We start from the raw sequence: 14,859 nt of genomic DNA, 5'->3' as shown, positions 1-14,859 counted from the left end.
GCCCGTTATAACGACCGGATAGACCCACGAACAGCGTGTTACCCGCCGGCGCGACCCGGTTCGTCGATGAGACCAGCGCGAACGGGACTCTTCAACTAGTCTCGCGGGCGTGGAACCTTTGGTCTCGACCTGGCTCAGCGGCTTCGACGGCATCCCGACGCAGGCGCAGAACGTCAACCAGCAGCACTATGCGGCGAGCCTGATGAAGCTGCCCGTCGCGATCGCGGCCTATCGGCTGCGCGATCGCGGGCTGCTGTCGCTGGACGAGCCGATCTCGGTGCATCCCGACTTCGACTCCGCTGTCGTCGGGTCGCGCTTCGAGATGTCGCGGGAGGAGGATCAGGATCCTGAGACCTGGGAGGCGGTCGGCTCCCAGCTGCCCCTGGGTGATCTCGTACGCCGCTCCCTGACCGTCTCCGGCAACCTGGCGGTCAACCTCGTGCTGGAGCGGGTCGGGCTCGAGGAGGTCGTGGCCGTGCTCGCGGACGCCGGTGTGACGCCGATGACGACCGTCTCGCGGGGGATCGAGGACGCGCCCGCGCGCGAGGCCGGGCTGCAGAACCTGGTCACCGCCAACGACATGGGCAAGCTGCTCACCAAGCTGGCCTCCGGTCGGCTGCTGTCGCCCGAGTCGACCGCCGAGATCGAGGGGATCCTGATCGCGCAGGAGTATCGCGACGCGATCCCGCTCGGGGTGCCCGAGGACGCGGTGGTCGGCAACAAGACCGGCTGGGTGGACGGGGTCCGTCACGACATGGCGATCATCCGGCCGGCGGACGGGGATCCGCAGGTGATGGTGGTGCTCACGACCGGGCTGGACGACGACGAGTCGGAGTTCCGGATCAGCGAGGTCGCGCGTTATCTGTGGTCGACTCTGTGACTTCTCCGCGCGTCGTCGCGGTGCGCACCCAGCGTGTCCGGGTGCCGCTGCACACCCCGTTCGTGACCGCGCTGCGGCGTACGGAGTTCGCGGAGACGGTCGTCGCCACGGTCGAGGACTCCGACGGGTGTGTCGGCTGGGGTGAGGCGCCGCAGGTCTGGAAGGTCACCGGCGACTCGCTCGCCGGCTCTTCCGCCGCTCTCGAAGGGCCCATCGCCGACGCGCTTATCGGCGCCGCCGCTGACCTGTCGTCGGCGAGGCTGATCCAGGGCGCGGTCGTCGGCAACCGGTCGGCCAAGATGGCCGCCGACATCGCACTGCACGACCTCGTCGCCAGGCGTGCCGGCGTCTCGATGGCCGATCACCTGGCTGGCGGGCCAGATGGCCCGACGCACCTCACCACCGACATGACCCTCTCTGTCGGCACTCCCACCGAGCTGGCGGAGGCAGCGGCCGCGCGAGCCCGAGACGGCTTCACGACGCTGAAGATCAAGGTGGGGACCGACGCCGCCGGTGACGCCGAGCGCGTGCTCGCGGTCCGTGAGGCGGCCCCGGGCTGCGTACTCCGCCTGGACGCCAACACCGGCTGGCGCGCGGACGAGGCGGTGGCGGTGCTCCGCACGCTTGCCGACCAGGACGTCGAGCTCGAGTTCGTCGAGCAGCCGGTGGCCCGGCGGGACCTGGAGGGGATGGCGTACGTCCGTCGTCATCAGCCCTACCGGATCCTCGCCGACGAGTCGGTCTTCGACCTCGAGGACCTCGTCGACGTCATCCGGGCGGGCGCGGCGGACGCGATCAACGTCAAGCTGGCCAAGTGTGGCGGGATCACGCCTGCGATCGAGCTGCTCGAGGTCGCGAAGCGCCATGGCCTCGGCCGTCTGGTCGGCTGCATGATGGAGTCCCACCTCGGTATCGGCGCGGCGGCCGCCCTGGTCGCGGCGACGGGCATCCCCGGCGAGCAGGATCTCGACGCGGGCTGGTGGGCGAAGTCCAGTCCGTACGCCGGTGGGATCACCTACGACGGCCCCTGCATCGACTTCCCGCACGCCAACGGTCTCGGTATCGAAGGAGTCCTCCCATGACCACCGTCAGCCAACCCACCTTCGTCGTCGCCGAGCCCGCGGGCGACGCCGAGCACGAGACCGAGGTCGTCCCCGGCGAGGAGGTCGTCGTCCTCGACACGCAGGGGGAGTGGACGTACGTCGTCGTCCCCTCGCACGCGTCCTCGAAGGACGAGCGCGGCTATCCCGGCTGGATGCCGGCGGGTGCCTTGGCCGACGCCGCGGAGCGGACTGTTGAGACGGCTGCCGGCGTCGAGGCCCTCCTGGCCAAGGCACGCAGTTACCTTGGCGTCCCCTACGTCTGGGGCGGCACCACGGACGCCGGCATCGACTGCTCCGGCCTCGTCTTCCGAGCCGCAGAGGCCATCGGCGTACGCCTCCCGCGGGACGCCCGTGACCAGGCTGTCGCGCTCGCGGCGATCGACCTCGACGAGGTCACCGCCGGCGACCTCTACTTCTTCGCCCTGGAACCTGGGGCCCGGATCACCCACGTCGCCATCGCCACCGCGCCTCCCGAACCCGACGGCGTACGTCCGATGATCCACGCCGACGGCGACAAGATGCTCGTCGTCGAGGAGTCGATGCCCACCGACCGCGTCGCGACCCTCGTCAGCGCTGCCCGCCTCTGACGCCGAGACGTCACTAAGGTCGGCCGAGACGTCACTGGCGTCGGCCGAGGCGTCACTGGCGTCGGCCGAGGCGTCACCGCCCTGCCAACTCGGCCGACCTACCTGACGCCTCGCGCGGCAGAAGTGACAATTCGATGTGGTGGGCTAACTTCGAACGTATGACTCGTACCGGGGCACTGAGTCCACACAGCCGCGACCTCGCGATCGGCGCCATGGTCGGCGCCGCGGGGGAGCCCGAGCTCGACGTACTCGTCGTCGGCGGGGGTGTGACCGGCGCCGGGGTGGCGCTGGACGCGGTCACCAGAGGCCTGAGCACGGGCCTGGTGGAGCAGCGCGACCTGGCCTCGGGGACGAGCTCGCGCAGCTCGAAGCTCGTCCATGGCGGCTTGAGATACCTGGAGATGCTCGACTTCGAGCTGGTCCGCGAGGCGCTCCAGGAGCGCGGGCTGCTGCTCAACACCCTCGCCCCGCACCTGGTCCGTCCGGTGCCGTTCCTCTACCCGCTGACCAACCCGGTGTGGGAGCGGTTCTACATCGGGTCAGGCCTCGCCCTCTACGACGGGATGGCGAGCTTCGGTCCGCTCTCCGGGATGGGCAACTCCGGCTTGCCGCGCCACCGCCACCTCACCCGCAAGGGCGTCGCCAGGATCGCTCCTGACTTCAACACCGACACGATCACTGGTGCGATCCAGTATTACGACGCCCAGGTCGACGACGCCCGCCTGGTGATGACCATCGCCCGCACCGCCGCCTCCCACGGCGCCCAGATCGCGACCCGGGTCCAGGTGACCGGGTTCTTGCGCGAAGGGGAGCGCGTCGTTGGCGTACGGGCGCGCGACCTCGAGCACGACCAGGACCTGGTCATCCGTGCGAAGACGGTCGTCAACGCCGCCGGGGTGTGGACCGACGACATCCAGGCCATGGTCGGCGGCCGCGGCGCCCTGCACGTCAAGGCGTCCAAGGGCATCCACCTCGTCGTCCCGCGCGACCGGATCCGCTCCGAGTCGGGCTTCATCGTCCGCACCGAGAAGTCGGTCCTCTTCGTGATCCCGTGGGGCCGCCACTGGATCATCGGCACCACCGACACCCCCTGGACCTACGACCTCGCCCACCCGGCCGCCTCCAAGACGGACATCGAGTACGTCCTGGAGCACGTCAACGCGATCCTGCGGGTCCCGCTCGACCTCGAGGACGTCGAAGGCGTGTACGCCGGGCTCCGCCCGCTCCTCACCGGCGAGTCCGACCAGACCGCGGCGCTCAGCCGGGAGCACACCGTCGTCACGCCGCTGCCGGGCCTGGTCCTGATCGCCGGGGGCAAGCTGACGACCTACCGGGTGATGGCCAAGGACGCCGTCGACGCCGCGGCCCATTCGCTGGGGACGACCACCAACATGACCCTGCGCGACTCGATCACCGACAAGGTCCGACTGGTCGGCGCCGAGGGTTTCGAGACCCGCTCCAACCAGCGCGTCCTGCTGGCCCGCCGCTCCGGTCTGCACGTCGCCCGGATCGACCACCTCCTCGGCCGCCACGGCGGCCTCATCGACGACGTCCTCGACCTCATCGCCCAGCGCCGTCCTCTCGCGTTGCCGCTGGAGGGCGCCGAGGACTACCTCGCCGCCGAGGTCGTCTATGCCGTCAACAGCGAGGGCGCCCGCCACCTCGACGACGTGCTCGAGCGGCGCACCAGGATCTCCATGGAGACCTTCGACCGCGGCGTCTCCGCCGCTCCCGGCGTCGCCAAGCTGATGGCCGACGAGCTCGGCTGGGACGAGCAGCGCGCCAAGGAGGAGGTCGACCACTACCTGCGCCGCATCGAGGCCGAGCGCCGCTCCCAGCTCATGGTCACCGACGAGGACGCCGATCGCGCGCGCCTGGAGGTGGAGGACCTCGTCTGACTCGAGCGTCGTGCCTACTGAAACATCTACTGAAACATCAGTGTTGCAGTAGGTCAGTGGAGGGACCAAGACGCTCGCGGGTCCTTCGGCCCCTGGCCGTTCCACACGACCAGTCCGTGCTTCCGCAGCGTCTGCAGATGCCGACCCGCCGTGGGGCGAGCGATGCCGACAAGGTCGGCGACCTGCCCTGTGCTCATCGGCCGGCTGGTCACTCTCAGGGCGTCCAGTACCGTCCGCGCGCCGGTCGGCAACGTGGCGCGGAGGTCGTCAGGAAGTGCGTCCGCTGACGAGAGTGTCAGCCGTACGGATCCGCTGGTCTGAGAGTAGATCGGGTCGGTGAGTCCGAGGCGCCGCATCTCCTCGAAGATCCGCTTGATTCCTTCGCCCAGTTCTCGCGCGATTCCCAGGTCAGAACAGACCCGTACGATTCGAGGGTTGCGGGCATAGCGGCTGATCGACAGCGGCTTGGTCGGGTTCGCGAGTCCGGGGAACCGGCCAGGATTCTCGATCTCGATCCGGTTGGGGAAGATCTCGACTCGGATGTGGTCCCCGGCCATTGAGTACGACCGGTGGAGAACAGCGTTCACCAGGCCCTCGAGCCATACGTCGCGGGGAATGATCGGTCGCGGCTCGAATCGGCCGCTCGGCGCGAGAGCCTGGACCTTCGGAACCCACTCCGTAACCAGAGCAGCGGCCTTGGTGATCTGCTCAGGAATCGAGCCGTCCAGACGCACGTCGCCGTCGTCGTACAGGGACATGCGGGCGCCCGTGCCACGGTCGTTCTCGGCGTAGCGCAGCACTCGGATCACGGCACTGGGAAACAGCGACTGCGGCCGCGCTGCGAACAGCAGCCAGGCAGCCACGGTGAGGCGTCCGTCGCGGGTGAGAAGGTCACGAGCTGAGAGCATTCCTTCGGGGCTCTTTGCCCCGATCGCCTGTTGGTAAGAGACAACCTGCTCGCGATCGAGGTCGGTGATCCCGGCATCGACGATGGTGCCATCGAATGGAGCGCTGCCTCGGTCGTACTCCAGTTCACGACGCTGGGCGAATCCAAGCCGACGGGATTCGTCGCCGACTCTGAGGAAGACATCGCCTTTGGTGGTCTCATGAACCTGCTCTCCGGGTGCCACGCGAATGACGAGCAAGATCGTTCCGTCGTGGCTGGAGAGCTCGGTGGTGGAGCAGCGAACGGTGGGTATGGTGAAGTCGTACGCCGCTTGGCGAAGGGCATTGATCCGCTCCTCGCCCACGCCATCGGCATTGCCGTCGTGAATCCCGACGACGATGCACCCGCCTTCGGCGTTGGCCATCGCAACGAGAGGGACTGCGAGGTCTTTCGCGCTGATCCGCCCAGATTTGCGTTCGAACCACTGGCTCTCACGCAACTGAATCAGTTGTTCGAGCGCATCGTCCGCAGGAAGCGCCAGGATGCGATCGACCTCAGCAGGCGACATAAATCTACTGTAACAATGTTTCAGTAGATTCGAGCGGCTTGTGAGGTGGCATGGCGTGCCGCAGCCACGCAGAGCTGTCGGCACTCCACCATGGTCTCGACGATTGCGCCTCTTGCCGGCCGAAGAGAAATTGTCGTGGCGGAGCAAGCGGTTGACGTAGCACTCTGTTCGCATGTTCCCATCGGCAGGCTTCCATCGCTTGGTCGCAGATCCCCCCGAGCCACTGGCCACCGACGACTTCGTGCTCGCGCCGCTCCGGCCTGAGTTGCTCGACCTGGACACCGAGGCCTACCTGGCCAGCCCTGACGTGATCCGCGACCACAGCTACGGCCGCTGGCCGCAAGACGGCTTCGGCAACGACGACAACCTGCCGCTGGTGATCCGGCACTGGTCCGACCACCAGGCGGGCCGCGCCTTCACCTACCTCCTCCTCGACCCCGAGCACACCTCGTCGCTCGGCTGCCTCTACGTACAGCCTCTCTTTCCCTACCTCGAAGCGATGGGCGCCGACGCCCAGACCCTGCTCAGGTACGCAGGTGGCGCCACCGCCCGGGTCAGCTACTGGCTCCGCCAGGACCGGGAACCCGGGCTCACCGAGTCGGTCTCCGAGCGGATCGACGAGTGGTTGCGTACACAATGGTCATTGGACGCCTACCTCTACCGAGCCGCTCCCGCGGAGGAGTGCACCGTGCATGCCCTGGACCGGTTGCCCCTGGACCGCGTCGACATCGACCTTCCCGCCGAGCGTTACAGCTACCTGTGGTGGGCGGCGGACGTTCGCATGGTGAGTTAGTGGGACGACTGTCTGGCTTCCGAGACGCCGGTCACATACTCTCGGTACATGAGCGCATCGAACCCGACCCCTCCCGGCGGCCCGATCGTCGAGGGCCCGCTCGATCCCGAGCACGACGCCACGGCGTCCCTGGCCCTTGAGCCTGACTACGTCTCCCGCCTGACCGGACTCGTCGTGGCGACCACGGGGGAGTCTCGAGAGGTCATCAGCCCGCTCAACGGGGCGCCGCTGGCGCACATCCCGCAGTCGAGCGATGACGACGTCGCCGCGGCGTTCGCCAAGGCCCGGGTGGCGCAGGAGAAGTGGGCCGCGACCCCGGTCGCGGAGCGCGAGCGCATCTTGCTCAAGCTGCACGACCTGGTCCTCGACCGGCAGGACGAGATCCTCGACCTGATCGTGCTGGAGTCGGGCAAGGCCCGCAAGCACGCCTTCGACGAGCCGCTGCACATCGCGCTGACCGCGCGCTACTACGGGCGGAGGAGCAGCAAGATCCTCGACACCGAGCGCAAGCTCGGGGTCATCCCGGTGCTCACCCGGGTCGAGCTCAACCACGTTCCCAAGGGCGTCGTCGGCATCATCAGCCCGTGGAACTACCCGTTCACGATGGCGCTGTGCGACGGCATCGCCGCGATCGCCGCGGGCAACGCGGTGGTCATCAAGCCCGACTCGCAGACGATGCTCAGCGCGCTGCTCGGCGCCGAGCTGCTCGCGGAGGCCGGGCTCCCGGAGAACCTGTGGACGGTCGTGGCCGGTCCGGGCTCGGAGGTCGGCACGAGCATCATCCAGCGCGCCGACTACGTCTGCTTCACCGGCTCGACCAGCACCGGCAAGCTGGTCGCCAAGCAGGCGGCTGAGCGCCTCATCGGCGCGTCCCTCGAGCTCGGGGGCAAGAACCCCATGCTCGTCCTCAGGGACGCGGACATCGAGAAGGCCGCCGAGGGTGCGACCCGCGCGGTCTTCTCCAACTCCGGCCAGCTCTGCGTGAGCGTCGAGCGGCTCTTCGTCGACGACCACGTCTACGACCGCTTCGTGGAGCGGTTCGTCGCCCGCACCCAGGCGATGACCCTCGGCGCCACCCTCGGGTGGGAGAACGACATGGGCACCCTGATCTCGCAGGCTCAGGTGGACACCGCGACCGCCCACGTGGAGGACGCCGTCTCCAAGGGTGCCCGGGTGCTCACCGGCGGCAAGGCCCGCCCCGACCTGGCGCCGTTCTTCTTCGAGCCGACCATCCTCGAGGGCGTCACCCCGGAGATGACCTGCTTCGGCAACGAGACCTTCGGCCCGGTCGTCTCCCTCTACCGCTTCCACAGCGAGGAGGAGGCGATCGAGCGCGCCAACGACGGCGAGTACGGCCTCAACGGCTCGATCTACAGCCGCGACACCTCGCGCGCCCGCCGCATCGCCCGGCAGATCAAGTGCGGCACGATCAACATCAACGAGGCCTTCGGCGCCACCTTCGCCAGCATCGACGCCCCGATGGGCGGCATGCGCGAGTCCGGACAGGGCCGTCGCCAGGGTGTCGAGGGCATCCTGCGCTACACCGAGACCCAGTCGGTCGCCTCCCAGGCGGTGCTCCGCTTCGCTCCCCAGTTCGGGATGAGCGAGCAGGCGTACGCCAAGTTCATGACCGCCTCGCTGCGGGTGCTGAAGTCGCTGGGCCGCGCATGAGGAGCCACTACGACGTACTCGTCATCGGGTCGGGCTTCGGCGGATCGGTCAGCGCGCTGCGCCTGACCGAGAAGGGCTACTCCGTCGGGGTGGTCGAGGCGGGTCGCCGGTTCAGCGACGACGAGCTGCCCAACACCTCCTTCGACCTGCGCAAATACCTCTGGGCGCCGGCGATCGGCTGCTACGGGATCCAGCGCATCGACATGGTCAAGGACGCCGTGATCATGGCGGGCGCGGGCGTCGGTGGCGGCTCGCTGGTCTACGCCAACACCCTCTACGAGCCGCTCGACCCGTTCTACGAGGACCCGTCCTGGAGTCACATCACCGACTGGAAGGACGAGCTCGCTCCCTACTACGAGCAGGCCAAGCGGATGCTCGGCGTCACCCTCTACCCGCACCTGACCCCGGCCGACGAGGTCATGCAGAAGGTCGCGGCCGAGGCCGGGCGCGGGGACACCTTCCACAAGGCGCCGGTCGGCGTCTTCTTCGGCGGCCCGGGCCATGTGGAAGGGCAGGAGGTGGCCGACCCCTACTTCGGCGGAGAGGGTCCTGACCGGCGTACGTGCACCAACTGCGGCGAGTGCATGACCGGCTGCCGTCACAACGCGAAGAACACCCTGGTGAAGAACTACCTCTACCTGGCCGAGAAGAACGGCGCCGAGGTGCACCCACTGACCACGGTGACGCGCGTCTACCCGGCCAAGACCGGACGCGGGTACGTCATCGAGACCCGCTCCACGAAGGCCAAGCTGGGCATCGGCCGCACGAAGCGGTTCACCGCCGACCAGGTGATCTTCTCGGCAGCCTCGCTCGGCACCCAGAAGCTGCTCCACAAGCTCAAGCGCACCGGCGACCTGGCCCAGATCTCCGACCGTCTCGGCGAGCTGACCCGCACCAACTCCGAGTCGATCCTGGGCGCGATCGCTCCGGACAACGCCATCGACTACACCGAGGGCGTGGCGATCACTTCCTCGTGGCACCCCGACGAGCACACCCACATCGAGCCGGTCCGCTACGGCCATGGCAGCAACGCGATCGCGGCGATGCAGACGGTGCTCACCGAAGGTGGACCCCGACGGTTCCGCCGGTGGCTCAAGGAGATGTGGCTGCAGCGGCGGTCGCTGCGTACGTTCTACGACTTCAAGCACTGGTCCGAGCGCACCGTCATCGCGCTGGTCATGCAGGCGCTCGACAACTCGATCACGACCTTCCCGAAGCGGACGATCTTCGGGTGGCGGATGTCGTCGAAGCAGGGTCACGGCAAGCCGAACCCGACCTGGATCCCGGCGGGTCTGGACGCCGTGCGGAAGATGGCCGGAGTGATGAGCTCAGGGGAGAAGCCGGGATACGCCGGCGGCACCATCGGCGAGCCGTTCAACAAGCCGATGACCGCCCACTTCATCGGCGGCTGCACCATCGGCGACTCGGCCGACACCGGTGTCATCGATCCCTATCAGCGGCTCTACGGCCACGAAGGCCTGCACGTCGTCGACGGCTCCGCGATCTCTGCCAACCTGGGTGTGAACCCGTCGCTGACGATCACCGCACAGGCCGAGCGGGCGATGGCGTTCTGGCCCAACAAGGACCAGGCCGACCCGCGCCCGGAGCTGGGTGCCGGCTACGCCCGGATCCAGCCGGTCCAGCCGACCTCGCCAGCTGTGCCGGTCACGGCGCCGGCCGCTCTGCGGCTGCCCATTGTCGAGGTTCGGTGACCTACCTGTTGGGATGGTGACGGCGGCCGTGCGTAGGAAGTTTTCTGGCAGGAACTTTCTGGTTGGCCCGTAACCACGGTTAAGAGAGTTCGTTGGAGTGATCAGACCCGGGATTGCTCCCTCCCTAATACATCGCCGGGTCTTACGTCCGGGACAGTCTTGCCTCGGGCAATCAGGGCCCGGCCAACCTCCCTCCCCGGCCGGGCCCTGGTGCATTTCCAGGGTGGCCACAGGAGATTCGGCTCGCGGCGTACGTCCTCGTTAGGATTCGTGCATGACGCAGGCTGCTGGGGCGGAAGAGCACGATCTGGTTCTCGTGGTGGACTTCGGTGCGCAGTATGCGCAGCTGATCGCCCGCCGCGTACGTGAGGCGAAGGTCTACTCCGAGATCGTGCCGCACTCGATGCCGGTGGCCGACATGCTCGCCAAGAACCCGAAGGCGATCATCCTCTCCGGCGGCCCCTCGAGCGTGTACGCCGAGGGTGCCCCGGCCATCGACAACGGTCTGTTCACCGCGGGCACCCCGGTCTTCGGGATGTGCTACGGGTTCCAGTTGATGGCGCAGGGCCTCGGCGGGACGGTCGACGACAACGGCGCGCGGGAGTACGGCCGCACGCCGGTCACCGTCGGTGTCTCCGGCACCCTGCTCAAGGACATCCCGCCGGCCCACAACGTGTGGATGTCGCACGGCGACTCGGTCTCCGAGGCGCCCGAGGGCTTCACCGTGCTCGCGAGCACTGCGGACACCCCGGTGGCGGCCTTCGAGAACGTCGAGAAGCAGCTCGCGGGCGTGCAGTGGCACCCCGAGGTGCTCCACTCCGAGCACGGCCAGAAGGTGCTCGAGCACTTCCTGTGGGACATCGCGCAGTGCCGTCAGACGTGGACCATCGGCAACATCGCCGAGGACCAGATCGAGCGGGTCGCTGCGCAGATCGGCGAGCACCGCGCGATCTGCGCGCTCTCCGGCGGAGTCGACTCCGCGGTGGCGGCCGCCATCGTCGCCAAGGCGATCGGTGACCGGCTGACCTGTGTCTACGTCGACCACGGCCTGATGCGGAAGAACGAGTCGGTCGCGATCGAGAAGGCGTTCCGGGAGTCGACCGGCGCCGAGCTGAAGATCGTCGACGCCGAGAAGGAGTTCCTCGACGCGCTCGCCGGGGTCACCGACCCGGAGGAGAAGCGCAAGATCATCGGGCGCGAGTTCATCCGCTGCTTCGAGCGGGCCGAGGTCGAGATCCTCGGTGACTCGGACGAGAAGGTCGCCTTCCTCGTCCAGGGCACGCTCTACCCCGACGTCGTCGAGTCCGGTGGCGGTGCCGGCACCTCCAACATCAAGTCCCACCACAACGTCGGCGGCCTCCCCGAGGACCTCGAGTTCGAGCTCGTCGAGCCGCTGCGTGAACTCTTCAAGGACGAGGTGCGCGCCGTCGGCTCCCAGCTCGGCCTGCCCGACGAGATCGTCCAGCGCCAGCCCTTCCCGGGCCCGGGGCTCGGGATCCGGATCATCGGCGAGGTCACCAAGGAGCGGCTCGACATCCTGCGTGAGGCCGACGCGATCGCCCGCGAGGAGATGACGAAGGCCGGTCTCGACCGCGACATCTGGCAGATGCCGGTCGTGCTCCTCGCCGATGTCCGCTCGGTCGGCGTCCAGGGCGACGGCCGCACCTACGGCCACCCCGTCGTGCTCCGCCCGGTCACCTCCGAGGACGCGATGACCGCCGACTGGGCCCGACTGCCCTACGAGGTCATGGAGCGCATCTCCACCCGGATCACCAACGAGGTGAGCGAGATCAACCGCGTCACCGTCGACATCACCTCGAAGCCGCCGGGCACCATCGAGTGGGAATGAGTCGGTAGCGGGTCTCGGCCGTGGACAATGTCGTCCATGACCGAGCCTGATCTGGCCCAGCGCCTCCTCGACGCACATGTCGCCCACGAGATGGCGGCACTGCGCGGCGTACGCTTCCTCGATCTCGTCACCGGCGAGGTCGACTTCGCGCTGCGCGCCGCCAGCGACCTGACTCTCGACCAGGTGATGCACCGCGACCTGATCAAGGAGGTCGCGCTGAAGTACGTCAGCACCTTCCGGCTCCCGGGTGCGATCCCGGAGGTCGCCGGGGCGATCGCAACCCGCTTGCGGGCTCATCCTGCCAACGAGACGCCGCTGGGTGAGGTGGTCAGCAGACCGCGGGTCGCGGAGCTGGTCGAGGCCCTCGTCGAGATGCGTACGCTGCGCCAGCAGGTCCTGCGCAGCCTGGCCGACAACTCCGGGATCCAGGCGGGCGTCGGCACGTTGATGCGCGGCACCGCCAAGGGCGCCGTCGACACCGGCCGTCGGATCGCCGACAACCTTCCGGGCGGCTCCCTGGGCTTCTCGATCGCCGAACGCGTCGCCGGTCGGATGGCGGGCACGGTGAAGGGCACCCCGGTCGGCGCAGCCGTCGACCAGAGCGCCCGCGAGCTCGCAGAGCGCGGCACGGGTGCGCTGCTCGGGTACCTCACCGAGACCGCCGCGAGCTCGGTCACCGACGAGGAGGTGGGTGACGCGCTGATGGAGGTCTGGGACGCGCTCTCGACCCGTCCGGTGCGCGAGCTCGCCGACCTGATCGACGACGAGCAGCTGGTCGCCGTCTTCGTCGGCCTCTACCAGGTCTGGCTCGACGTCCGAGACTCCGACTATCTGCAGGCACTGGTCGACACCGGTGTCGACTTCTTCTTCGACACCTATGGAAGCTTCACCCTCGACCGGCTCCTCGAGGAGTGGGGTCTGGACCGCGACGACCTGGTCGAGGAGGCGCTCCGCTTCGGTCCGCCGGTGATCGAGGCGCTCGCCGAGGCGGGTGTTCTCGAGCAGCTGGTCCGCCGTCGGCTCTCGAGCTTCTACGACTCTGCTGAGGCTCGCGCGCTACTGGGATGACGGTCGAAGGGGCCGTTGTCCCGACGTGGCGGGAAATGCCGGCCCGTCCCGCTGAACGGCCGTCATTTCCACGCCATGGCGGGAATGTGCGCCGGTTACAGCGCCTTGTAGTAGATGACGTTCGGGAACGGTGTCATCCCGAGACTGTCGTAAAGCTGTCTCGCAGGAGCGTGGAACCGGTCGCCGCCGGTTCCGATGGTGACGACCTCGACCCCGGTGGCACGCATTGAAGCGAACGCGTGCTCGCACAGCTCCGTCGCGAGGTGTGAGCGTCGGTAGGTGGGGCGGACGGCGACGTACTGCACCTCGCCGCTCCGTCTGTCGGTGTCGACCGTCCAGGCAGTGAATCCAGCCAGGACACCGTGATCCTCGGCTACGACGGCGTACTTCTGCTTCTCGGGGTCATGGATCGTCGCGAGATCGCGGTGGTAGTCGCCGCGCCAGTCGCGGTGCTGGTTCTCGAAGATCTGCTGGCCGACGACGGAGCGCAGCGAGTCTTCGAAGAATGGGCCGAAGACCTCGATGGCGATTCGGACCACGAGGTCGTGGTCGGTGTCTGCGTACGCACGGATGTCCATGCTCTTGCCTCTCTGAGGGTTGCCGGAACGCCCGCCGAGAGTTCGGCGGGCGGGACGAGCGGCTCAGACGGAGCCGCCCCTCAGGCGCGGGTGCGGCCGGACGCGTGCAAGAACGTGAACACACCGAGGAGCCTAGTGATCGGGCCGACAGTCGTTCAACGGATATTGCCTCGGACGACGAGCGAACGGTGTTCATCCGGGCCCAGGAGGGTACCGGGGCAGGGAACGCGAACGCGCACGAAGGAGGCACGAGATGGCCGAGACGATCGTCGACGACAGGCTCTGGGAGAACTTCCACCGCGCGGTGAACATGACCTCGCGCGACCTGCGGCAGTGGCTCGCGGTGCAGGGCGCGGGGGAGACGACCGAGACCGAGCCGGATCGAGCCGGCAGCGAGCTCGGTCAGCGGGTGGCCGACATCCTGGGCAAGCGCCGCTCCGATCTCACCCCTGACGACGTGGACGTCATGGCGCGGGTCGTCGACAAGGTCACGGACCTGCGCGGCGGGGACACCGGCCAGTGGGAGCCGACCGCAGGCGACGCTCAGTGGCGGCGCCGGCTGATGAACGTGGGCCACGACCCGCTCGCCCCGTGAGCGTCGCATGAGTGCCGCGGAGTGGGTTCCGGAGTCGCCGACGCTCGCCGATCTGCGCAGCGCCGTCCAGGAGTGCCGCGGCTGCGAGCTCTACCGCGACGCGACCCAGGGCGTGATGGGTGAGGGTCCTACGCCGGCTCCGCTCATGTTGCTCGGTGAGCAGCCCGGCGACCGGGAGGATCGCGAGGGGGAGCCGTTCGTCGGCCCGGCGGGCGGGATCCTCCACGAGGCGCTGGCCGACGCCGGGATCGACCCGGAGGCGACGTACACGACGAACGTCGTCAAGCACTTCCGCCACCGCCTCTCGGGCAAGCGCCGCATCCACCAGGCGCCGACGAGCAAGCAGGTCGGTGCCTGCGCTCCGTGGCTGGCGGCGGAGCTCGATCTGGTACGCCCCGCCGGGGTGGTCCTGCTCGGCGGCACCGCCGGCAAGGCACTGTACGGCTCCTCCTTCCGCGTCGGTGAGGCACGTGGCCACCTCCTCGACTGGCCCGAGGCCATCGCGTCGGCAACCCTCGACCCCTGGGTGCTCGCGACGACCCACCCCTCCGCCGTTCTCCGCGCCGAGGACGAGAGGCAGGCGACGTACGACGGTCTGGTCGCCGATCTGAAGGTCGCGGCGGCCGCTCTGAAGAAAAAGACGAAGAAGTGACGGAGGCGATGTCGAGATC

The 14,859-nt window shown here is 68.4% G+C and carries 13 protein-coding genes; 11 read left to right on the top strand and 2 right to left on the bottom strand.

From position 1 onward, the window contains the following. Positions 1 to 109: 109 nt before the first annotated feature. From IEY84_RS01790 to IEY84_RS01775, 4 genes are all read left to right on the top strand, one after another. The gene (locus tag IEY84_RS01790; protein ID WP_183541666.1) at positions 110 to 880 is read left to right on the top strand and encodes a serine hydrolase; all 771 of its coding nucleotides are present in this window, start codon (positions 110 to 112) and stop codon (positions 878 to 880) included. Next, positions 877 to 1,962: a dipeptide epimerase gene (locus IEY84_RS01785; protein ID WP_183541664.1), complete on the top strand. Its 1,086-nt coding sequence runs from the start codon at positions 877 to 879 to the stop codon at positions 1,960 to 1,962. Before IEY84_RS01790 ends, IEY84_RS01785 begins: the two co-directional genes overlap by 4 nt. Beyond that, positions 1,959 to 2,570 (top strand): C40 family peptidase, encoded by a 612-nt coding sequence (locus tag IEY84_RS01780; RefSeq protein ID WP_183541662.1) that lies wholly within the window; start codon positions 1,959 to 1,961, stop codon positions 2,568 to 2,570. The genes IEY84_RS01785 and IEY84_RS01780 overlap by 4 nt, the downstream gene beginning before the upstream one ends. 158 nt (positions 2,571 to 2,728) lie before the next feature. Continuing rightward, positions 2,729 to 4,468: a glycerol-3-phosphate dehydrogenase/oxidase gene (locus IEY84_RS01775; protein WP_183541660.1), complete on the top strand. Its 1,740-nt coding sequence runs from the start codon at positions 2,729 to 2,731 to the stop codon at positions 4,466 to 4,468. Positions 4,469 to 4,521: 53 nt separating this feature from the next. Here the strand turns inward: IEY84_RS01775 and IEY84_RS01770 are convergent, their stop codons facing one another. Beyond that, positions 4,522 to 5,922, bottom strand: a complete 1,401-nt coding sequence (locus tag IEY84_RS01770) for an ATP-binding protein (protein WP_183541658.1) — start codon at positions 5,920 to 5,922, stop codon at positions 4,522 to 4,524. A gap of 172 nt (positions 5,923 to 6,094) precedes the next feature. Here IEY84_RS01770 and IEY84_RS01765 point away from each other — a divergent pair, with 172 nt between their 5' ends. The 5 genes from IEY84_RS01765 (at position 6,095) to IEY84_RS01745 (ending at position 13,015) form a co-directional block, all read left to right on the top strand. Next, on the top strand, positions 6,095 to 6,715 hold the full coding sequence (locus IEY84_RS01765; RefSeq protein ID WP_183541656.1) for a hypothetical protein: 621 nt from the start codon (positions 6,095 to 6,097) through the stop codon (positions 6,713 to 6,715). 48 nt (positions 6,716 to 6,763) lie between these two features. Next, positions 6,764 to 8,386, top strand: coding sequence for a succinic semialdehyde dehydrogenase (locus IEY84_RS01760; protein ID WP_183541654.1), 1,623 nt, complete (start codon positions 6,764 to 6,766; stop codon positions 8,384 to 8,386). Beyond that, a complete protein-coding gene (locus tag IEY84_RS01755) occupies positions 8,383 to 10,098 on the top strand; it encodes a GMC family oxidoreductase N-terminal domain-containing protein (protein ID WP_183541652.1) in 1,716 nt (571 codons plus the stop codon). Before IEY84_RS01760 ends, IEY84_RS01755 begins: the two co-directional genes overlap by 4 nt. A 274-nt stretch (positions 10,099 to 10,372) precedes the next feature. After that, positions 10,373 to 11,947, top strand: a complete 1,575-nt coding sequence (guaA, locus tag IEY84_RS01750) for a glutamine-hydrolyzing GMP synthase (protein ID WP_183541650.1) — start codon at positions 10,373 to 10,375, stop codon at positions 11,945 to 11,947. A gap of 36 nt (positions 11,948 to 11,983) precedes the next feature. Then, positions 11,984 to 13,015: a hypothetical protein gene (locus IEY84_RS01745; RefSeq protein WP_183541648.1), complete on the top strand. Its 1,032-nt coding sequence runs from the start codon at positions 11,984 to 11,986 to the stop codon at positions 13,013 to 13,015. A 95-nt stretch (positions 13,016 to 13,110) separates the two neighbouring features. Here IEY84_RS01745 and IEY84_RS01740 read toward each other — a convergent pair whose 3' ends face one another. Further along, on the bottom strand, positions 13,111 to 13,593 hold the full coding sequence (locus tag IEY84_RS01740) for a GNAT family N-acetyltransferase (RefSeq protein WP_183541645.1): 483 nt from the start codon (positions 13,591 to 13,593) through the stop codon (positions 13,111 to 13,113). Positions 13,594 to 13,846: 253 nt separating this feature from the next. Here IEY84_RS01740 and IEY84_RS01735 point away from each other — a divergent pair, with 253 nt between their 5' ends. After that, a complete protein-coding gene (locus IEY84_RS01735) occupies positions 13,847 to 14,188 on the top strand; it encodes a DUF3140 domain-containing protein (RefSeq protein ID WP_183541644.1) in 342 nt (113 codons plus the stop codon). A gap of 7 nt (positions 14,189 to 14,195) precedes the next feature. Continuing rightward, complete coding sequence (locus IEY84_RS01730; protein ID WP_183541642.1) at positions 14,196 to 14,840, top strand: UdgX family uracil-DNA binding protein; 645 nt, start codon at positions 14,196 to 14,198, stop codon at positions 14,838 to 14,840. The last annotated feature ends 19 nt before the right edge of the window (positions 14,841 to 14,859 follow it).

The organism is Nocardioides albus, from assembly GCF_014648255.1.
In the GTDB taxonomy this organism is placed as follows: domain Bacteria; phylum Actinomycetota; class Actinomycetes; order Propionibacteriales; family Nocardioidaceae; genus Nocardioides; species Nocardioides albus.
This window is presented reverse-complemented; position numbering and strand designations above follow the sequence as displayed.